The organism is Effusibacillus dendaii (genome assembly GCF_015097055.1).
In the GTDB taxonomy this organism is placed as follows: domain Bacteria; phylum Bacillota; class Bacilli; order Tumebacillales; family Effusibacillaceae; genus Effusibacillus; species Effusibacillus dendaii.
In genome coordinates, this window is record NZ_AP023366.1 from 1,385,637 (window position 1) to 1,403,702 (window position 18,066).

Sequence of the window (18,066 nt, forward strand, 5' to 3'; positions counted from 1 at the left end):
TCCATTAGAGTTGAAGTACGGCTACAGTCATACCCGTAACCGCGTCATATGTGATCTGCACTCGTCCGTTATCATCGTTGAATCGGTCACGAGAAAACGGACCGATCATTTTGTCGGAGCCTGCCGCAACTGATACTGTCAGATCATGTGTAAATCCTTGATTGCATTGTCGCGCACTTTTGATCGTTACGGTATGCGCTGCCGTATCGCCGTTTTTCACATGCAGCATGGTCTGACCGTCGTTTGCAAAACTATCTCCTGCGGCTGCGGCGGCGGTATAGCTAGGCGTAATTCCGCTCGCGGTTATGTCCTGCACATTTAAAACTGCCATTTGCCATCACCTCACTATGCAATTTTGAAACGGAAACGAACCACACCGTGACGAGTAATCCCGTCCGGATCGCGAAACGTCTCCTGAAAATCCACTCTGGCGTATGAAATATGAAAACCGCCATCAAGAGTTAACGGCGGTTCGGTAAGAGTCTGAATGACCAGGCTCATCAAATCTTTTGTTTCTTTGTAACCCGGATATCTGCTCCAAATATGCACGTCTGTCACAACTTCCTGACCGGTTTGAAGCGCCGGAAGCATCCAGTCGCTTGCCGTTTCGTCTCCAAGCGTTACATACGGAAACGGCTGATTTTCGGGAACTGCGTCGAAAATGGGTGCTTTGGATGTGAGTGTAGAGCTACTTTTAAGGCGGCTGTAAATCGCCGTTTGGAGTATTCCAAGAGCCGACTTCACAGCAATCCCTCCACGGTTCGCTTGAGAGCGTCCAGATATTTTGACTTTTGGTTCTCAAATGCCGGTGTCATGTAAGGTTGTGCCGGTTGCTGGACGGTTCCAAACTCCAAAAAGTGCGCGTAAAACACTTTCGGGCCGATGACAGCCTCTAAAGCGTCCTCGTCATACTGCACACGGATACTTTTTTTCAGGCGTTGATCCGCCCTTGCCGGAGCGCGAGATTGAGCATCCTTTCGCAACTCTTTGGCCGACTGTTTGATCTGCTTCCAGATGGCATCCCGCATTTCGTCAGACAGCCGATCCAGACCAGAAAACAGTTGTTGTAAGCCGTCTACTTCTACCGACATGCTTCACACCTCCTCGCAAAGCAGTTGCAGTTCCCTGTTTTTGGACTCTACATTGATAACAGACCGGATGTTAAACACCTTTGCGCCAAACAGAACCCGCATATCTGGCGTAACGTCTACGCGATACCGGATTGTCACGCGGTGCGTCATATGCTCCCGTACCTGCTGTGCGTCAAATAGTTCCCGTCCTTTTAGCGGATGGACAGATGCATAAACAGTCGCAACGACTCCCCATCCTTCCGTATATCCGCCCATGCCGTCATCCGTTTGCGTCAGTTTTTGGATTGTCACGCGGTTTCTTAGCAGTCCAATTTTCATACTGGCACCACTCTCTCCGCCCAGAGAAGCGAATGAACCGCCTCCGGTACATCGTCTCCGTCCGGATTCTCAAATCGATGCGCGATATAGAGCATCATGGCTGTTTTGACCGCTTGCGGAACTGCTGCAGCTGCACCATAACCTGCTACAAACTGGATTTTTACCGCGTTTACCGGTTGAAGTGTGACGGATGGCCAGCTTTTTCCATAGGCGAACGCAAGTCTGCCGGGTTCGGACACTGGATCTACAAGGTAATTGGATGGTGCAAATACGCTTTCAACGCCGTTTTGATCGGTGTATTTCACGCTCACAACCGACTGCAACGGCGGCTTTGGCAGCTTCAAAGGCAGGTCTGGAAACGCATCCAGTGACATTTCCCATGTTTGCGTGACGTATGCACGATTCTGGAATGCTTCACAGTATTCTCTGGCTGCTTTAATTAGACCGGTCAACAGAGCGTCGAAGTCGGTTCCGTCAATGCGCAAGTAGCCTTTTACATCATTCAGCGCTATCGGTTCCTCCGTTGGTGCTGTTATCAGCTTCAGCGCCATTTGCATCACCTGCTTTCTTGCGAGCCGGTGCTTTCTTGACTTGTTCGGCATCCGCAGTTTCCGCGAGTCCGCTTTCTATCCATGCAGCGGCCTGCTCGTCGTCCAAATCCACTGTCTCGCCGATCGCATATGACCAATCTTCTGCTGCGATACTTGTCAGCATTTTTACTTTCATGTGACACCTCCAATCAAGAGAAAAAGGCGGCATATAACCGCCTGATCTCTATTAGGTTGCGCTGTTTTGATAGTACACTACTGCTTCCGGCAGAATCAGTTTGCCGTCTGTACGCTTGAACATCCGGAAACCAACTTGTCCGTTTGCTGCGTACAATTCCGACAGACGCTGCATAACCGTTCCTTGTCGGTCTGCAATCCAGTAGTACGAGAAGTCGCCAAACAGAATCGATTTCGCGGATGCCGCCATCGCCGGTACGTTGTCAGAAATGGCTACCGGACGAGACAAAAGACGATCCGGTTGACCTGCCTGCAATCCTGGTTGCCAGATGAACTGACCGGTGGAATCTTTCAGCTTACGGATGGCTTTTGCCGTTGCGTCCGCCAACATCCATGTAGCAGTCGGACGGTATGGCCGTTTGAGCGAGTGATACAAGTCGATGATATCATCCACCGTTACAGACGTGGTTTGACCTGTTGCCCCAACCTTTCCTTGTGTGGCACCAGATACAACGCCTGTCGGCTTGCCGGTTCCGTCGCCATTGACGAAAGCGGCCTCTTCCGTAGTACCCATACGACGAGCAAATGCGGAAGCCACGTAATTGTCAATGTTGAACGCGGAATCATTGAGTAATTCCTCACTGACTTTGATCATGGTTGTCAGTTTATAAGCGCTCAAAGTCACTTGTGCGAAGGTTGAATCAGTGTCTGTATACGCCGCACCTTCGCCGATCCATTGCGCCGTTCCAAAATCAGACTCAACAGGAATCTGCGTAGTTCCGCTACTGGTTGTAATGACAGTTGCCAGTCCGCGCATAACATTGAAAGGAAGCAATTTTTCAACCAGCGTCCTTTCAAACTCGTTCGGCACCAAGTAGCCGCCCGCTGTATTGGTTTGCGTAACCAACGCGCGTACTTCTGGATCAAGAAGCATGCGAACTTGTTCATGATCTAGCGCGTTTTGACCTTGACGGACCGCTTGCCAGAAAGCAGAACGATATTCGTCCGTTTCATGCAGCTTTTGATCTGCTCTTTGTTGGTTCGGTACGGCGTTCGGATCAACCACAACCGTGCGACTGCTGCGAGTTAATTCGTTTTCGATGCCTTGCAAGCGTTCTTCGCGCTCAATTTCAGCCGCACGACGGTCAACATCTGCCATAATGCGGTCATATTCCTGCGTTTCCTCGGCTGTCAGGTCCCGATTTTCTGATTCTGCCTTGTTCAGAATGTCTCTCGCTTGCTGTACCAATGCGGCACGCTGTTGGCGCATTTCGATGATATTTCTCACTTTCAACACCTCCAAATAAAATAACCGCCTATTTTATCGGTTTTAGACGGCTTTTTCAGCCAAATCTATACGTTTTTTCAATACTTCAAGGCTTCTTTGCGGTGTTTCAGGTGGTATTTTGACGTTTTCTTCAAACACCTCTTGCAAAGAGCGAACTCCAACGCTTGTTTGTGGGTACGCGGGAAAAGGAGTCGGGCTAATCTCGATCAAGTCTACTTCGACCAGTGTTCGGATGACGTTTTTCGGGTCAGATTTGTCCCACTCGTCTTTTTTGACCTGAAAACCAAAGGAAACACCTTCCACATCGCCGCGCCTTATTGCTTCGGCAGCAAATTGCCCCCAATTCGACTCCGGAAGTTCCAATTCAAAACGCAAACCTTGATCGTCCTCTTGCAGTTTCAGGGTTCCGTTTTTTGTGCTTCCCAGCGGAATGTCCGAATTGTGGTTCCATAGCGCCTTCACATTGTTGTTTCTGACAGAGTTTTCGAAAGCTCCTTTGCGAATCTGCTCCCGAAACCCCCACAACGGAACTGATAATTTGTCAAAACGGGCCGCGTAACCGGAAATTACGGTGTTTTGTCCTTCGGTTGTCCTAACTTCTACGTCTGATATCGGTATTTCACGACGTTCAATCTTCACCCTTGCTCACCTCCCTTCATCGGCTCAACCTGTTTGAGTTTGTTGTCCGGTTTGAGTTTGTTGACCGGCTTGATCTGTTGGCACCATATTTCCATTTACAAGGTAGATTTTTCCTTTTCCATCCGGAAGCGGGTTCATGTTTTCCATCTCGCGAATGTCATCGGCACTCAACCAACCATTTTGTCGTCCAACGGCATAGGCATCATATCGGCTTTTGATGTCCCCGCGTAATAACCCGTCAACCAGAAATTCCGCAAAGTATATGTCCTGTTCTTGCGGTGTCAGCAATTTTGATAATATCGCCTGCTCCCACCGTACCAACCAAGGCCTAAGACTATGAACCACAAATTCCAGAGATTGATGCTCGATATTGTTGTTCGTCGCACGTTCCAAGTCCTGCAACATATGAAGTGGCACGCGGTACAAACGGGCAATTTCTGCAATTTGGAACTTCCTTGTCTGCAAAAACTGTGCATCTTCCGGAGGAATCCCGATCCGGTTGTACTTCATGCCTTCTTCCAGAATCATCACGCGGTGAGATTGAGACAGCCCGGAATATTTTTCGTCAAAAGACTCTCTCAAATTTTTATGAGCAGTGTCTCCCAGCTTACCAGGATGTTCGAGAACACCGTTCAACTGCGCTCCGTTTCCAAAGAATCGTGCGCCAAATTCCTCCGTTGCTAACGCCAATCCGACCGCTTCTCTTGCCATACGAATTGGAGAATGACCAACAATTCCGTTAAACCCAAGTCCCGGTATATGCAGCACCTGAAAAGCAGGCAAAATGATCTGTCTACCATCCGGCAAAACGGTTAAATATTCCAACTGTAGAGTCTGCATATTACGGTACACTTGCGTTCGATCCGGTAGCAAAGGCCATAAAGCAACAATTCGACCGGCACCGTCCCGTTCAATTTCAGCGTATGCGTTACCCCACAGCAACACATGCGCCATCATGGTTTCTCGGAAAGCAAAAGATGTCATTTCTGGGTTTGGCATGTCGTGAAGCACTCGATACAAAGGATGGTTCGGTGCCCTTTGCTTTCCACCACCTTGCAACCGTTCGTAAACCGGCAAGGGGAGCGATGCGACTGACTCAGCTAGAATACGAACACAAGCAAAAACAGCCGTGGATTGCATGGCTGTCCATTCATTGACTCTTACGCCCGATTTGACTTGTCCGCCGCCAAGCGTTTCAATCAGCCAAGATTGTGGATTTGCAAGCGCGGATATGGCTGACCGCAATTCTCGTAAAAACTTTGGCGCTCTCAGTTTTGTTCACCTCCTCACAGCAGAATTATGCCGCGATCTTCATAAACCGATGTGGTGTCCTCATCAAGCATAGCCCTGACCATAGCGTTTATAAGCGCCGCAATCGGGTCAATCCGATCTGTGGACTTGTCTTTGTCTAACATGATATTCTCGTTGTGGTCTTGTCGTACAACCGCATTCCCTACCGACCAAGTAAGTACTGGGTTGTCGTCATGAATGAGTTTCCTCGACAGTACCAATTCCCGCAAAAATTTTGTAGGTTCAGAAAGTGTACGAACCCCTTGTCGGATCTCCACCATCGTGTATCCATCCGATTCCATTTCTTGTGCGAAATGAGTTGCATTGTATGGGTCATAGCAGACTTCTTTGATGGTCCAGAGATTATCTTGCTCTAGTTTTTTGATGTGCGTATGGATAAATCGATAGTCTACTACAGCACCCGGCGTTACCGTCAGCCAACCTTGTTTCGCCCATAGATCATACGGAACTTTATCTGTCTTACGCTTTATTGCCAGCGTATCTTCCGGGATAAAGCTATGTGACCAAACATAAAAACGGCCATCCCCCAACGGGATAACGCCGCCGATACTGGTTAAGTCTATTTTCTTGGATAAGTCTACGCCGATGTAGCATTCCCGCACGTCAAGATCGATCTTTTCTGTAACTGCACAAGCACGCCATTCGCTCATCGGCATGTATCCGTTGTCCTTCTGATCAACCCAGAGATTCATGTTTTTGGTCAGGAAGTTCCGCATCTTTTCCGGCACATCGAGCGCCGCTTGTAGTTCGCCTCGTAAGAAGTCCATACCTTCCTCATAGGTAGCTACAATCGGATTGGCCTTGATCCAATTCTGTTCGTCTTTGATGTCGTCATCCTTATCCAACTCACAGATCATAACGAAATACTCGTCATTTTCAATTGGAGAATCAGGTTCGAGAATACTTGACACGTACTGATATTCCGTGAAACAAGGCACATCAAGATTGAATCCGGCAGTTGTAATAATCACAATTAGCGGATTCGCACGGGCCACCATACCAGAGATTAGAACATCATAAATCTCGCTTGTTTCGTGGACGTGGTACTCATCAATCACGGCCAGGCTTGGATTTTTACCATCGCCAGTCTTACGTGCCTCTTTTGACAGCGGTTGGATGATGCTACCACTTTTCGTATGCCGAATCCGTCCGTATGAGTCTGAGAATTTGCCTTTCAACAACTCTGCTGCATGGATCTGTGACAGGATTTCGTTATAAACGATACTGGACTGCTCCCGGCCCCAACCAGCAATATACACTTCCGACTGTTCCGGCGAGATGAAGCACTCATAGCTGGAGATCAAAGCCAGCAGTTGAGACTTTGCGTTCTTTCGCGCTAACTGGATATAAGCCTTGCGGAATCTTCTTAATCCGCTTTCCTTTCGTTTCCAGCAGAAAATGTTCCCGATAAGAAATAACTGAAAGTCCGTCAACTCGATTGCCTGCCCTGCTAATATGCCTTTCGTATGTTTAAACATCCGTGACCAGCGATAGAACCTATATAATTCATCTACATCGAACTCGAATGGATATCCGTCCACCTGACTGCGTTCGATGTCTTGTATGAATCTCCCGCACGCCTGTCGATGCTTCTTACAGGCTGTAATCCGTCCGTCAATAACATCTTGCGCATAGTGAACAACGCGTTCAATAAGTTCTTCGATCACAATGCATCACCAAACATTCGTTCTTCTTCGGACTTCGGTTTTTCATCCAGCTTCGGCATGGCAAGTTTTGCTCTTGAGGATGGTGTCAAACCGAACTCTGTTGCTAGCGACTTCATCTGCTCATGCAGTTGCTTCTTTTTCGTCAACAGGGGGTGAGGGACTTTGTTTGTCTCAGCCGCCTTGTTGGTATACTCGACCATCAGTCCTTCGTCCTGGATGATCTTTGTACACTCCACGTAGTCGGAGTAAGCGTCACAATATGCCGCCAACGCGTTAATGTCCACGTTTGTAATCAGATCAAGCTCCATCAACTCTTTAGCGATTCGCTTGAACTCTTTTTTAGCAACGTCATTCAGCCAGACGGGAGGTTTAACAGCATCTTTTTTAGGTTTAAGTTTTTCCTCGATCGATTGCCGATGCTCGATCTCCTGCTTGGTGAGTCTGTTTTTGTTGCCTTTGAGCAGTTGCAGTGCAATCGGCTGTGCTTTTCGTCCCATATTATGTCACCCCCTTTGCAAAATAAAACGAAATTCATGTACGGAAGCGGCCCGCGCCGACCCCTAAGCCTTATTCCGCAAGGATTTTATACCCCCTGCCCTATCCCCGCTCTGCCGCCGTCTTGGCGTTGTGGCAGGCTCTGCATAAGCTCTGTAGGTTGTCCATATCCAGCCTTGCGCCACCTTGCTTGATCGGTTGAATATGATCGACTAGCACAGCAGGTATCAGTCTGCCTTGCCGTTGGCACTCTTCACATAGCGGATCTCGTCGTAGCTTCATGCTACGGAGTACACGCCACTCTTTGCTATTGTAAAAGGCTTGCTCCTCTTTATCCGTACGCCTTTGTTTGTATGATCGATGCTCTTGTTTGCGGTGGGTGTCACAGTACCGTTCCGTTGTTAGTTCAGGACAACGTGGATGACTACATGGCTTTTTCGGTCTGCATGGCATTCGCTCACCTACTTTTAAAAAGAAAAAGCACCCGAAGGTGCTTAGCGCTTAAGTTGTTGTTCAAGAATTGTATTTATTACATCTGTTAATGTTTGAGTGTACTGTTGAAGTTGGTTTAAATTATTTCTCGCTTCATCAACTTGTTTCTCTTTTTGTTCAACTAATGAGCCAATATTTCTGTATTCTTCTTCTAACTTCGGTACGATAAAATGTCTTTGCTGTATTTTAGAAAAGTCAATCGCGTCACCTAAAACAGTTTGTCTTAATCGTAATTTTGCAATTTCCTTATTAGCAGCATCCAATTCATCTTCCAATTGATTTAACTCTGAATCAAGTTCTCTAGTCCACTTTTCCAATTCTTCTCTTTTGGTTGTTATATCAAGATTCATCATAATCACCTCCCCACTTACTCTTTCTATAAGCGGTCAGAAAATTCCTTCTAATATGTATGTCCTCTGTGAGTGGATATTTACCCGTGAATTTTGATCATTTTTGCTCGTTTTGTTTTTCGTGAGTGGACATGAGACATTATCCGATCACCCATGAATCATTTTAAGTAGTCCTAGTAAGTATCCAAATATCGCACCAGAGAAAAAGATTGCATTGCTTCCCCAGGTCCACTTGTATCCTTTTGTCCACAGAAATAACACGGACGTACTTAATCCCATCGTATAAATGAAGAATATCCAAAATAGAACAAACAGGCTCATCTTTCTTCCTCCTATCCAACCAACTCTATCAACCGCTCTAAATGATGCCGCCATCGTGCTCGATGATGTTCATATTTCAACAGTCGAATTTGCTCATTAAACACCTCATCAAAAAGATTAGCACCTGATCGGCTCAGATGCCTGGATAAGAGGAGGGAGAAAATTAGTTGTACCGCCCCATTCCCTAGTCGTTACATACGTCCAACCTCCCACGACCGAAGAGGTCATGGTTTCAGGTAATAGTGGCGGCACTCATTGTGCCACTGCCATCAAGACCGGGGAACTCGCATTGTGATACCCACTGGTTACGCGGCCTACCATACAGATCACGGATGCCTCAAACTAGGAGGTTTTCCCCGTTTCACCAAACCAGCTTCACTATAGGCAGAGGACTTACCTGCTGTTCATCACAGCGTTCAGGTTCCACGTCAAACCTTTCGATGCAGTCACAATCCAATATCGCAACCTTTCGTCCAGTTCGCTATCTTTGGAACCTCAACGCCGGTATAAACCGGCGCGGGGGAAACCAAAATGTGTAACGTATTTGGACTCTTGTCCCTTCGGACACTTTGTCCACTATAATCATTATAACGTCAAATTCTTCCTATGTGGTATAATTAAAGGTTCACATTTGGCTCATTTTTGGCTCATTCAATTCCTGCTAATTTGGCATATTCCTTAATCGCCATTGGCCTCCACCGTTTGTAGTTGGCTCTTGAAGTCGGGATTTGGTTACAAACCGCCTCTACATCTTTGCATTGGATATAGCGAAGAATAAGCAATTCACTGTAATGCGGCTTGTATTCCGCCATTGTTTTAAGAATATCGTCAATCCACTCTTTCTTCTGCTGCAACTCTTGCAACTCCGCAACCCTTTGTAATGCCCCCTCATACCCATCGACAGTTCCATGCCTAGCATCAATCACCTTTTCAATCTTGCTACCCAGCTCTTTGAGCAGCTTTTTGTCATCATCATCCAGCGTCCGAACACTTTTTACCTCGTACAACTGGCTTTTTGTGCCTGCCGGATGCCGGGTTATATATGCGTTTGCCACGCTCTCTAGTTTCTGTTCTCTCCGGCTCAAATACATGTGGGAGGGGAGACCCTTCAACTGCTTATGAAGGGCCTGCAATTTGTCATCCTCGCTGTAGGGTTCGGTCAGATATAAACCGTTCCCAATCGGGTACTTCTCCAAAATCTTGATCCTGCCTACAATCGTGTTGTACTCGCTCAACTGCTCAATTACCTGTGCCTCGATGCGATCATAGTTGTCCTGTACTGCCTGCATAACGCCAACCCCTCTCTAAGTTGGTGTGTGCCAAAATCCGTCAATCCATCTTCGCAAATACCAATGTATCCCAACCGCATTCTCTAAGATGTTTGCTCATTGTCTCAACGCCGATATAACGTTTGTTGCCTTGTCCGTTTACAGTCGGAGAAATAAAATACCCCGTCCCGATCCATTGCCTTTTTGATCGGCAATATAATCCAGCCTGTTTAATCGCTTCTAAGACTTTTGACTCACGTGCTCCCGGAATCCGCAGAAATACTCTATCCAGATTTGCTGACCCACCATCGTCATATTTTTCTGCTTCGATAACCGCTTTTTCGTTTGCGTTTTTCAAATCTGTCACCAGTTTTTCATAGTCTACTTTCATACAACCACCCTCTCACAGATTGGTTATAGTGCGCTAAACTAATACCCTTATCGCCCTTGGTGTTTCTGGATCCCGCTGTATGACTCCTTTTTCTTCCAGGGTTGCCAAATGTTTATGCACCGATGAAGTGGAAAGATAGATTCCCTTTCCTATCTCCCGGCATGTTGGTGGGTAGCCTTTCTTTGCGATATATTGCTTGATATAGTCAAGGATTTCGTTTTGACGGTTGGTTAGGTTCATCATCGTTCCCCCTCAAAACTTTTTGTATACCATCCTTACCGCTGCCTGCGGTATATCAAAATCCTTCTTGCCTACAAAGACAGTGTTTTCTTTGAGCCAATCACTCAATTCTCTCGATGTGTGCGGCTCGAAATATTTTGGTTCCCCGTACTTCTTGACAATTTCCTTTTTGCTTATCCCATGTTTGGTCTGGCAATGATAGTTTGTCAGTATCTCAACGACCTCGTGGCAGAGTGGGCATTGGTTCATGGGCTATGCCTCCTCATCCGGTAATTCACGGCATTCATCACATACGTTTCGATGTAACCCGCAATCCTCACATTTCTTTTCAGGTGGTTTGCAATACAGGTGGTATGTTGACCACTCTCCATTGCCTTCATTTCGCATTGCACATGTCCAATCCATAGGGAATACCTCGCCACATGAGTTACACATTTGTTTCAGTTCGCCTTTCATGCAATCTCCTCCACTTCCACTTCAATTCTTGGATTTTCCTTATCCACGTAAAAGCGATTGTTTATATCTCCGATCTGTTTCCATCCGTCATTTTCGATTACGCCGGCTTCTTTCAATCCGTCCAATATAAACTTTGTGCCGGCCATGATGTTGTCTTTGTCCTGACGCTTGTCTTTGCAGTACCAGTGAATCGTGAGGTTAATCCGTTTCATGTGCGGTAGATTCTTTGCTGCAAATTTAACTACGTACGTGTTGATGGTTTTCATGTCGTAGTATTTCGCCCAATGCTTCTTACACACGTCAATAATCTCGTTCATAGTTGGCAATGTGCCGGGAATGGTGATCTTCATCCCAACATCAACCCCGCGCAGATCAACGCCATCCCCGTATCCCCAGCCACTCTCCAAAGATTGCGCTCTGGTCGATTAATCTCTACCATTGCACAAAATACCCAAATTACAGTTGCCGCTCCGAATAGTAAGCGAATCATGTCATCCTCTCCTTCACCCGATTTCTTGATACAGTTGTTGTAGCCGTTCGTTTTTCCGGAGTTTTCTTTTGACTCTCTGTATCGCATTATCCAAACTTTTGGAGCACTCATACGATTCACGATCTATCCATTTCTGCAATGCCACTTTTTCAAGTTCCGTCAATCCTGCATCTCGGATGGTTTGGATGCACTCTTGACGAAAAACACCTGCGTTAAAGTTTAACTCGTAAAATGCTTCCGGATGATGGACAATCTCCCCGAATTCATCCTCCCATTCCAACGGTTCAGCTCGCCGAATAAACTTGTGCTTATCGCGAAAGCACGAGCGTCCATAATCCACCATGCGCATTGTGATAACTCGGACAGCGAAGTTGTAAAAGCCAGATTCTCTTCCCGGATCATAACTGTTCACCGCTTCCCACACCGCAAGTCTTGCCATTTGATATGCCTCGTCGTAGCCATCTATCCAGGCATAGTTTTTCGCTTTTTCTCGGATCATCCAGCGTACCCCGTTATTCAATAGCCTCTCAAATGCCCTCTCGTCTGTTTTGGCTTGTACAGCCAGTTCGTTTAAATTCATTTCCACACCACCGCCCGGCGAATGTTTAACTTTTCGATCCAGTAATACAGCCTTCTTTTCGGAATCCCGAGCAGTTGTGCCTTGATCTCCATGCTGGCTTCCGAACTGTTCAGCGTCTCCACGAGTATGTCGCGTATCGGTAGACCAAAGCGATATTCCAGATAGGCCATTTTGGGCGGCTTTTCGTAGTAGCAACGAGCCGAACAGTACCCTTGTTTGATTTTGAATCTATGCCCTCTCGGGATCCTGTTTCCGCAATTGAGGCAGTTTTTGGTTTCACGAAGCATAGCGAGTATTTCAGGGCTATCAACCTTATCCAACGCTTTCAACTTCGCTCCCCTCCATCAGATCAAAAATTGTCAGTTCCTTTGTTGCTGATACGGCGCTGTCCAGATTCTTTTTCGCCAATTCGTAGTAGCTTCTTTTCAGCTCCACGCCCACAAATCTACGTCCCATTTTGATAGCGGTGTATCCTTCCGAGCCAATACCTGCAAACGGTGAGAAAACCGTATCCCCTTCATTGCTCCACAGCATCAACGCCCTCTCTATTACGTCTAGCTGCAAGGGGCATATATGGCGTTCATCCTCGTTCTCTCTCGCCGACATATATTGCAGAGTGTTCGATGGATTTATGTCCATCCATACAGGAGACGCGTACCTCTGCCAGAGTTCGACCGGAAATTCTTCGTGTGTATGTGAAATTGGCTCAAGGTTTACGCCCGGCTTTCTCATCGTCACCAGATAATCTGGTATCCCCTGACGCGACATGCTACTGTCTTTTCGGATCGTTTTGTGCAGGAGTCCTAATGCTTTTGTCCTCTGCATAGCCGTAACCGGGTCTTTCCAGATACATACCTCGCTATGAAAAATCCATCCTTCTTTCTCAAACGCACGAATCAAATCCCCGCGAAAATCCCGAATCCCGATGAAACCGTGATGCTGTTTTGATGTTGGCAAATTCATGCAGTGAAACGACACAAGTCTGCCCGGCATCGTCACCCGATAGAGTTCTTTCACAAGGAACTGAAAGTGAATCATAAACTCGTCATCATTTTTACAATTCCCCATGTCTCTATCGCTGTTGGAATAGGTATACAGCGACGAAAACGGAGGACTGAAAATGGAGAAGTGAATCGAATTGTCCGGTATACCCTTTGTCACTTCCACACAATCGCCGTGGTAAAGCGCATAATGTTCTGTAATCTTCTGATCCAATACATTCATGCCGCGTTCCCCCTCAACCAATCCGGAATTAACATTTTCACTTGCGGTTTATAATCCGTTTTTTCTTGTTTGGTAGATTGGATATTTTCTTTCGTGATCTTTTGTGTGTATTTCACCAGCTCGTTCGCCATGTGTTCAAAGTCGTTTTCTTTGCGCTTGATATTGGATGCTACCGCGCCCTCTAACTGGCTGATGATCATATGGACATTGACCGGATTTTTTTGACCGAACCGATAGCACCTTCGGATCGCCTGAAAGACTTGTTCAAACGAATCTGAAAGACCGACAAACGCCATATCCGCACAATGCTGCCAGTTCATTCCATACCCCGCAATACTCGGTTTTGTGACCAGAACACGGATTTTACCTTCCGCGAAATCAAGCATGGATTTTTCTTTGTGTTCCGGAGAATCAGATCCCTTCACTTCCACTGCGTCTGGTATTGATTTTGTCAGCAGTTCGGATTCTTTGTTTAAATCGCACCACACCAGAAATGGCTTTTCTGTACTGTTTACAATCTCCGCGCATTTTTCTACCCGTTGTTCAATCGTGCTACGTCTTGCCTGCTGTCTCTCTTGCAACGTCAGTGCCTCAACGGGAAATAGATGCCCTTCCATCGAATCGGCTTCAACGATGTGTTCCTGTACGTTTAATGGCGGAAGATTAAACTCTCCATCCTCATATCCCAAGTCTGACGGCTTTCGTAAAAGCACCGCCCATGATGCGACCCATTCCCAAAATTTGCTCTGCGCATGGCCTTTTAATCTCCATTTGCTGGTGTCTCCCCCATCATGCACAAAGAACATGGACAGCATTTCGGTACGGCTCATAACACCCAAGAATTCTGCATGGTTCCCAAGCTCCATGTAGTCATTCGGTGCAGGCGTTGCTGTACAGGCCAATTTAAACGGTGTTTGCCTGAAAGAATCGATAATCAGATTACGCATTTTCCCATCATAGGCTTTTAAGATTGAGGATTCGTCCAATACAACTCCAACGAACTTTTCCATGTCAAATTTGTGCAGCATTTCGTAGTTTGCTATATTGAGTCCAGGCTTCACATCTTTCTGTTCCCTACACAGATTGATGTAAACGCCTATCTTCTGCCCTTCTCGCACGGTTTGCGAGGCCACAGCGAGAGGGGCAAGCATTAAAATGTTTTCTCCTGTATGCCGATGGACTTGTTCGGCCCATTCCGTTTGCATGATCGTTTTCCCTAATCCCGTCCCCGCGAATATGGCAGCTTTCCCTTTTTTCAACGACCATCGGACAATATCACGCTGGAAAGGGAACAATGCAGGATGCAGTTCTTTCGCTTCAAACCCCGTAGGCTGAACTTCAATTTGCTTTGACTTGATAAAATCGTCATAATTCACTACACCCACCCCCTCAAATTCCGAAATCTCATATCTAACTCGTCGTATCGTTTTTGTGCCTTTTCTCGTTGCTGCGGTGTCAAATCCTCGCGTTCCAAGTATTCCGCACCTGTGACCAATCGCTTGAGCAGATCGTCGTATTCCTCATCGATGCCGATATGTTTTAGAACTCGCTTGATCTCTTGCTGTGAGAGTTTGCTGATATGTTTCGATTCGTTTAATGCTTCGGCAATCGCTTGTTCCTGCTCTTTTCGCCCATACCCCAGATCAGCGAACGCCTGAATCAACCGAATCATAACTACCGCTCCATGATGTCCATGATGGAACTGGCTACCTGGTGGAAGTTGCGCCAACCGCCTAGGCTATATATACGCTCCATGTGATTTTTGGCAGTTCTGTAGCTGATCCCTAATTCTTCCGCTGTTTCCGTCAGGTTCTTGCCGCTTAGTAACTGCTCGATGATCTGTATATGACGCGGTCTAAGTTGATTCTCTTGTGCTAGGATCGCTAACGCTTCTAATCGGTTCATTTCAATCCCGCCTTTTTGAGTTTATCGACGTATTCTGATCGGAAATCATGTATTTTCGTCCCTGATTTTGTTTCGCTTGCTTGTTTGATTGGTATTGCTTGCAAATAATCTTCATATGGCTTACTAGGCCCAAGAAATGTTTTAGGGTGTTTGATGAATCGAAATTCCGTCTTTTCATTCGCACAAAATATCGCATAATTTTTGGCGGCCTCAATTAAACTTTCAGCAGTAGGAGAATCTTTTTCATTCAGTCTGGCACACCACTTTTTAAACGCCGCCTGCTTTTCCACTTTCTTGGGATAGTGAATCCAAAATTGTTCAAACTCAGGTGTGTAATCCGAAGAATATATATTTTTATTTACTTTACTTTTCTTTACTTTACTTTTCTTTACTTGTGGGATTTCTGGTATAGTTTCTTGTGTGGTTTCTGATTCAGAAACTACTAACTTCGATTTGCGGTATTTTTCCCGCATGGCAGCGCGTTTTTCGATGATTGTCGCTGCCCTTTTTTTAATGCCAGAACTCGTTAGCACCCTCCTTTTTTCGTAGGCTTCACGATCAAAACAATTCCACTTCAAAGCTGACTGTAATATCTGATGGAATTTTTCTTCCGTTACTCCTACTTTTTTGGCGAGTATCTGAATAGTTTCTGCGTCAGAAATGTCTAGTTCAAAATCGTTTGTTCGATAGATCCTCTCCAACAGGATGAAATAGAAAGCGTACCCATCATTTCCGTATAGCATCCTAAGCGCCTCAATCTTCTCGTCATTGACCGCGTCCGTATCATGCGAGAAGTAATCCATTCCTTCTTTGACCGGTCTTGCCATATATGCCATCCCTCTCTATGGCAGTTTCACTTCGCAAACACAACTTTCTTCCACTTCCCGTTGATTCGTACACCGCAGGCTATGAGTTTCATAGAATCACCCCTGTTCAAGCAATTTCCTCCATTCCTTTTTGAATTTCTGCAATGGCTTTTAAGATGGGGTAGACTTGTTGAGGTACTACAGCGTTTCCGAGCGCGGCAACTCGGTCCATGTGATCGGGAAGCCCATCAACCACTCCGAAAATTGGGGATTCAAATACATCCCAATAAGTTCCGGGTATGCTTCTCCAATCGCCCCGACTAGCATCGTTCCATGTGTTCCGTTCGCTTCCGACGGTGCTAATGGTCGAATAGGCTTGTAATCCTGACTCGCCGTAGGAGTTGGGAAAAATCTTCGCAAAATCTCCCCAGGAACTGAATCCCAATTCCTTGCTGACGGCGGTAACGTTATATTCTTTCCATAGTTTGCTGTTGGAGTAGGCCACAATCCAAACCCTGTCCCTTCTGTGCGGTGCGTTGACGGCACAAGCCGGAATAACAAACGCTTGTGCTTCGTAGCCGATGCTTTCCAAGTCAGATAACACATCGTCGAGCCCCAAACTGATGTGTCCAGCAACATTCTCACCAAGCACCCAAGAGGGCCGGATTTCTTGTATAATGCGAAACATTTCCGGCCAGAGGTGACGGTCATCTTCCGCGCCTCGTCGCTCCCCGGCAAGACTAAAGGGTTGGCAAGGTCATGGGTATCCGCCGCAAATAAGGTCAATTGCTGGTTCGGATACATTTTTCATCACTCCCCTTTCAATAAGCGCATTTCGATTGATTTTGCGCACATCATCAAAAATTGGTACATCAGGCCAATGTTTCGCTAATACCTTTTGACAGAACGGATCTATTTCGCAAAAAGCTACTGTTTGAATACCAGCCCAACTAGCTGCAAGCGAAATGCCTCCAATTCCACTAAACAAATCAAGCATCCTCAAACAACACTCACCCTCTTCCTGCCTTCACCGCAGGCTATGAGTTTCAATTGGACTCCTCCTTTGCTCGCTTGGCGATTTCCTTGATCTCGCTATAGGCTTTCTCGTAATCAAGTTCAATATCTATTGGTGTCGGGTAGTGGTATAAAATGTCGTCCAACGCTTTCTCCAACCTCTCTACTCTGAAAATTAGATATGCCATGTCGATTGGTGCGTCAGCGAATCTCGCTTTGATTTCTTCCAATCTACTCATCCCTTATTCCCTCTTTACCCCGTATTCCTCATCATCCTCTCCAACTTCGCAAAAACCGACATCGATTTTACTCCACACCCATTCTTCAACCGCTTCTTGTAGCAGGGTTTGTTTCTCGTCGTCAGATAGACCGACCAATTCTTCGTCTGGAATTTCAATTATTTCTCTATGGTTTGCTCCAGCAAAACCCGTGTTGCAAAAGAATACAAATTTAGCCATCTATAACCACTCGCTTTCGTTAGTTTAATTGCTTGAACTAATCCATCATGTCTTTCTTTACAATTGCTTCACGCATTTCTCTATTTCGTAAAAGGTTTAGATAATATAAACAACATTCTTTCTGCTCTTCTGTCAGTTTTTCTTTGGGGTTCTTTAATCCCACTGAAAACACGATTGAACCATGTCTTGGTCCGTATCCATACGGATGATCGCTTTCTTGGTGTGTCCAGTGAGCATAATTTTTGACTCCGAAATACCCTTCTGACATCTTTGGCGCGCCTTGGGCAATATCTTTAATCGCTTCGGTTACACAACGGTCGTTATATTGACCATAACTCAATCCTTTTACCCGCAAGAGAGACTCCGCAATTTTGATCTTGTTGAGATCAATACCTTTCAAGCACATTTCCTTCTGGCGTTTTAATTCTTCTATTTCTTTCATGTTTTGACTCATGAAATTTTCATGATTTTTCACAGCTTCCTTACGTTCGTTGAACAATCGAATTAATTCGTTTTCAATAGTTACAAGATTCATGC

General features: G+C 46.1%; 27 protein-coding genes and 2 pseudogenes. All 29 read right to left on the minus strand.

The genetic code is table 11. The annotated features are described in order from the left end of the window. Window positions 1-4 precede the first annotated feature (4 nt). A complete protein-coding gene (locus skT53_RS07395) occupies window positions 5-331 on the minus strand; it encodes a hypothetical protein (protein ID WP_200760457.1) in 327 nt (108 codons plus the stop codon). Window positions 332-345: 14 nt separating this feature from the next. Further along, the gene (locus tag skT53_RS07400; protein WP_200760458.1) at window positions 346-744 is read right to left on the minus strand and encodes a DUF3168 domain-containing protein; all 399 of its coding nucleotides are present in this window, start codon (window positions 742-744) and stop codon (window positions 346-348) included. Beyond that, window positions 741-1,091, minus strand: coding sequence for an HK97-gp10 family putative phage morphogenesis protein (locus skT53_RS07405; protein WP_200760459.1), 351 nt, complete (start codon window positions 1,089-1,091; stop codon window positions 741-743). The genes skT53_RS07400 and skT53_RS07405 overlap by 4 nt, the downstream gene beginning before the upstream one ends. A gap of 3 nt (window positions 1,092-1,094) precedes the next feature. Next, on the minus strand, window positions 1,095-1,409 hold the full coding sequence (locus skT53_RS07410; RefSeq protein ID WP_200760460.1) for a phage head closure protein: 315 nt from the start codon (window positions 1,407-1,409) through the stop codon (window positions 1,095-1,097). Then, complete coding sequence (locus skT53_RS07415; RefSeq protein WP_200760461.1) at window positions 1,406-1,960, minus strand: head-tail connector protein; 555 nt, start codon at window positions 1,958-1,960, stop codon at window positions 1,406-1,408. The genes skT53_RS07410 and skT53_RS07415 overlap by 4 nt, the downstream gene beginning before the upstream one ends. Continuing rightward, complete coding sequence (locus skT53_RS07420; RefSeq protein WP_200760462.1) at window positions 1,908-2,135, minus strand: DUF7302 family protein; 228 nt, start codon at window positions 2,133-2,135, stop codon at window positions 1,908-1,910. The genes skT53_RS07415 and skT53_RS07420 overlap by 53 nt, the downstream gene beginning before the upstream one ends. Before the next feature lie 51 nt (window positions 2,136-2,186). Continuing rightward, window positions 2,187-3,422, minus strand: coding sequence for a phage major capsid protein (locus tag skT53_RS07425; protein ID WP_200760463.1), 1,236 nt, complete (start codon window positions 3,420-3,422; stop codon window positions 2,187-2,189). Window positions 3,423-3,464: 42 nt separating this feature from the next. Continuing rightward, window positions 3,465-4,061, minus strand: a complete 597-nt coding sequence (locus skT53_RS07430; protein WP_200760464.1) for an HK97 family phage prohead protease — start codon at window positions 4,059-4,061, stop codon at window positions 3,465-3,467. A gap of 24 nt (window positions 4,062-4,085) precedes the next feature. Further along, window positions 4,086-5,306: a phage portal protein gene (locus skT53_RS07435; RefSeq protein ID WP_226375369.1), complete on the minus strand. Its 1,221-nt coding sequence runs from the start codon at window positions 5,304-5,306 to the stop codon at window positions 4,086-4,088. A 41-nt stretch (window positions 5,307-5,347) separates the two neighbouring features. Then, window positions 5,348-7,039, minus strand: coding sequence for a terminase large subunit (locus tag skT53_RS07440; protein ID WP_226375370.1), 1,692 nt, complete (start codon window positions 7,037-7,039; stop codon window positions 5,348-5,350). Then, entirely contained in the window at window positions 7,036-7,536 is a 501-nt protein-coding gene (locus skT53_RS07445; protein ID WP_200760465.1) for a phage terminase small subunit P27 family, read from the minus strand. The genes skT53_RS07440 and skT53_RS07445 overlap by 4 nt, the downstream gene beginning before the upstream one ends. A gap of 100 nt (window positions 7,537-7,636) precedes the next feature. Then, window positions 7,637-7,987 (minus strand): HNH endonuclease, encoded by a 351-nt coding sequence (locus skT53_RS18995; protein WP_200760466.1) that lies wholly within the window; start codon window positions 7,985-7,987, stop codon window positions 7,637-7,639. 41 nt (window positions 7,988-8,028) lie between these two features. Beyond that, the gene (locus skT53_RS07455) at window positions 8,029-8,379 is read right to left on the minus strand and encodes a hypothetical protein (protein ID WP_200760467.1); all 351 of its coding nucleotides are present in this window, start codon (window positions 8,377-8,379) and stop codon (window positions 8,029-8,031) included. 965 nt (window positions 8,380-9,344) lie between these two features. Continuing rightward, window positions 9,345-9,986 carry an RNA polymerase subunit sigma-24 gene (locus skT53_RS07460; RefSeq protein WP_200760468.1) on the minus strand — a complete coding sequence of 214 codons (642 nt, stop codon included), beginning with the start codon at window positions 9,984-9,986 and terminating at the stop codon, window positions 9,345-9,347. Window positions 9,987-10,026: 40 nt separating this feature from the next. Continuing rightward, a complete protein-coding gene (locus skT53_RS07465; protein WP_200760469.1) occupies window positions 10,027-10,356 on the minus strand; it encodes a hypothetical protein in 330 nt (109 codons plus the stop codon). A 39-nt stretch (window positions 10,357-10,395) separates the two neighbouring features. Beyond that, window positions 10,396-10,599 (minus strand): annotated as a pseudogene (locus skT53_RS07470) (LexA family protein); the annotation flags it as partial. A gap of 449 nt (window positions 10,600-11,048) precedes the next feature. Next, window positions 11,049-11,402, minus strand: a complete 354-nt coding sequence (locus skT53_RS07475) for a RusA family crossover junction endodeoxyribonuclease (protein ID WP_200760471.1) — start codon at window positions 11,400-11,402, stop codon at window positions 11,049-11,051. Further along, a complete protein-coding gene (locus tag skT53_RS07480) occupies window positions 11,399-11,542 on the minus strand; it encodes a hypothetical protein (RefSeq protein WP_200760472.1) in 144 nt (47 codons plus the stop codon). Before skT53_RS07480 ends, skT53_RS07475 begins: the two co-directional genes overlap by 4 nt. Window positions 11,543-11,555: 13 nt before the next feature. Continuing rightward, window positions 11,556-12,122 carry a sigma factor gene (locus skT53_RS07485; RefSeq protein ID WP_200760473.1) on the minus strand — a complete coding sequence of 189 codons (567 nt, stop codon included), beginning with the start codon at window positions 12,120-12,122 and terminating at the stop codon, window positions 11,556-11,558. Next, entirely contained in the window at window positions 12,119-12,451 is a 333-nt protein-coding gene (locus skT53_RS07490; protein WP_200760474.1) for a hypothetical protein, read from the minus strand. The genes skT53_RS07485 and skT53_RS07490 overlap by 4 nt, the downstream gene beginning before the upstream one ends. Then, the gene (locus tag skT53_RS07495; protein ID WP_200760475.1) at window positions 12,435-13,346 is read right to left on the minus strand and encodes a DNA-methyltransferase; all 912 of its coding nucleotides are present in this window, start codon (window positions 13,344-13,346) and stop codon (window positions 12,435-12,437) included. Before skT53_RS07495 ends, skT53_RS07490 begins: the two co-directional genes overlap by 17 nt. Beyond that, a complete protein-coding gene (locus skT53_RS07500) occupies window positions 13,343-14,722 on the minus strand; it encodes a helicase-related protein (RefSeq protein ID WP_200760476.1) in 1,380 nt (459 codons plus the stop codon). Before skT53_RS07500 ends, skT53_RS07495 begins: the two co-directional genes overlap by 4 nt. Then, window positions 14,722-15,018, minus strand: coding sequence for a hypothetical protein (locus tag skT53_RS07505; RefSeq protein ID WP_200760477.1), 297 nt, complete (start codon window positions 15,016-15,018; stop codon window positions 14,722-14,724). Before skT53_RS07505 ends, skT53_RS07500 begins: the two co-directional genes overlap by 1 nt. Before the next feature lie 2 nt (window positions 15,019-15,020). Further along, window positions 15,021-15,251, minus strand: a complete 231-nt coding sequence (locus tag skT53_RS07510; RefSeq protein WP_200760478.1) for a LuxR C-terminal-related transcriptional regulator — start codon at window positions 15,249-15,251, stop codon at window positions 15,021-15,023. After that, complete coding sequence (locus skT53_RS07515; RefSeq protein WP_200760479.1) at window positions 15,248-16,078, minus strand: DUF4373 domain-containing protein; 831 nt, start codon at window positions 16,076-16,078, stop codon at window positions 15,248-15,250. The genes skT53_RS07510 and skT53_RS07515 overlap by 4 nt, the downstream gene beginning before the upstream one ends. 106 nt (window positions 16,079-16,184) lie before the next feature. Then, a pseudogene (locus tag skT53_RS07520) lies at window positions 16,185-17,054 on the minus strand (DNA cytosine methyltransferase). Between the two features lie 49 nt (window positions 17,055-17,103). Further along, window positions 17,104-17,310: a hypothetical protein gene (locus skT53_RS07525; RefSeq protein ID WP_200760480.1), complete on the minus strand. Its 207-nt coding sequence runs from the start codon at window positions 17,308-17,310 to the stop codon at window positions 17,104-17,106. A gap of 3 nt (window positions 17,311-17,313) precedes the next feature. Beyond that, window positions 17,314-17,529: a DUF7167 family protein gene (locus skT53_RS07530; RefSeq protein WP_200760481.1), complete on the minus strand. Its 216-nt coding sequence runs from the start codon at window positions 17,527-17,529 to the stop codon at window positions 17,314-17,316. A 37-nt stretch (window positions 17,530-17,566) separates the two neighbouring features. Then, on the minus strand, window positions 17,567-18,064 hold the full coding sequence (locus skT53_RS07535) for a hypothetical protein (protein WP_200760482.1): 498 nt from the start codon (window positions 18,062-18,064) through the stop codon (window positions 17,567-17,569). Between the last annotated feature and the right edge of the window lie 2 nt (window positions 18,065-18,066).

Excerpts from the sequence above, each read along its gene's own strand:
- skT53_RS07410 (WP_200760460.1), bottom strand. The coding sequence starts at position 1,409 with ATGAAAATTGGACTGCTAAGAAACCGCGTGACAATCCAAAAACTGACG.
- skT53_RS07405 (WP_200760459.1), bottom strand. The coding sequence starts at position 1,091 with ATGTCGGTAGAAGTAGACGGCTTACAACAACTGTTTTCTGGTCTGGAT.
- skT53_RS07460 (WP_200760468.1), bottom strand. The coding sequence starts at position 9,986 with ATGCAGGCAGTACAGGACAACTATGATCGCATCGAGGCACAGGTAATT.
- skT53_RS07480 (WP_200760472.1), bottom strand. The coding sequence starts at position 11,542 with ATGATTCGCTTACTATTCGGAGCGGCAACTGTAATTTGGGTATTTTGT.
- skT53_RS07420 (WP_200760462.1), bottom strand. The coding sequence starts at position 2,135 with ATGAAAGTAAAAATGCTGACAAGTATCGCAGCAGAAGATTGGTCATAT.
- skT53_RS07475 (WP_200760471.1), bottom strand. The coding sequence starts at position 11,402 with ATGAAGATCACCATTCCCGGCACATTGCCAACTATGAACGAGATTATT.
- skT53_RS07515 (WP_200760479.1), bottom strand. The coding sequence starts at position 16,078 with ATGGCAAGACCGGTCAAAGAAGGAATGGATTACTTCTCGCATGATACG.
- skT53_RS07395 (WP_200760457.1), bottom strand. The coding sequence starts at position 331 with ATGGCAGTTTTAAATGTGCAGGACATAACCGCGAGCGGAATTACGCCT.
- skT53_RS07415 (WP_200760461.1), bottom strand. The coding sequence starts at position 1,960 with ATGGCGCTGAAGCTGATAACAGCACCAACGGAGGAACCGATAGCGCTG.
- skT53_RS07485 (WP_200760473.1), bottom strand. The coding sequence starts at position 12,122 with ATGAATTTAAACGAACTGGCTGTACAAGCCAAAACAGACGAGAGGGCA.
- skT53_RS07535 (WP_200760482.1), bottom strand. The coding sequence starts at position 18,064 with ATGAATCTTGTAACTATTGAAAACGAATTAATTCGATTGTTCAACGAA.
- skT53_RS07505 (WP_200760477.1), bottom strand. The coding sequence starts at position 15,018 with ATGATTCGGTTGATTCAGGCGTTCGCTGATCTGGGGTATGGGCGAAAA.
- skT53_RS07495 (WP_200760475.1), bottom strand. The coding sequence starts at position 13,346 with ATGAATGTATTGGATCAGAAGATTACAGAACATTATGCGCTTTACCAC.
- skT53_RS07455 (WP_200760467.1), bottom strand. The coding sequence starts at position 8,379 with ATGATGAATCTTGATATAACAACCAAAAGAGAAGAATTGGAAAAGTGG.
- skT53_RS07465 (WP_200760469.1), bottom strand. The coding sequence starts at position 10,356 with ATGAAAGTAGACTATGAAAAACTGGTGACAGATTTGAAAAACGCAAAC.
- skT53_RS18995 (WP_200760466.1), bottom strand. The coding sequence starts at position 7,987 with ATGCCATGCAGACCGAAAAAGCCATGTAGTCATCCACGTTGTCCTGAA.
- skT53_RS07525 (WP_200760480.1), bottom strand. The coding sequence starts at position 17,310 with ATGAGTAGATTGGAAGAAATCAAAGCGAGATTCGCTGACGCACCAATC.
- skT53_RS07530 (WP_200760481.1), bottom strand. The coding sequence starts at position 17,529 with ATGGCTAAATTTGTATTCTTTTGCAACACGGGTTTTGCTGGAGCAAAC.
- skT53_RS07445 (WP_200760465.1), bottom strand. The coding sequence starts at position 7,536 with ATGGGACGAAAAGCACAGCCGATTGCACTGCAACTGCTCAAAGGCAAC.
- skT53_RS07510 (WP_200760478.1), bottom strand. The coding sequence starts at position 15,251 with ATGAACCGATTAGAAGCGTTAGCGATCCTAGCACAAGAGAATCAACTT.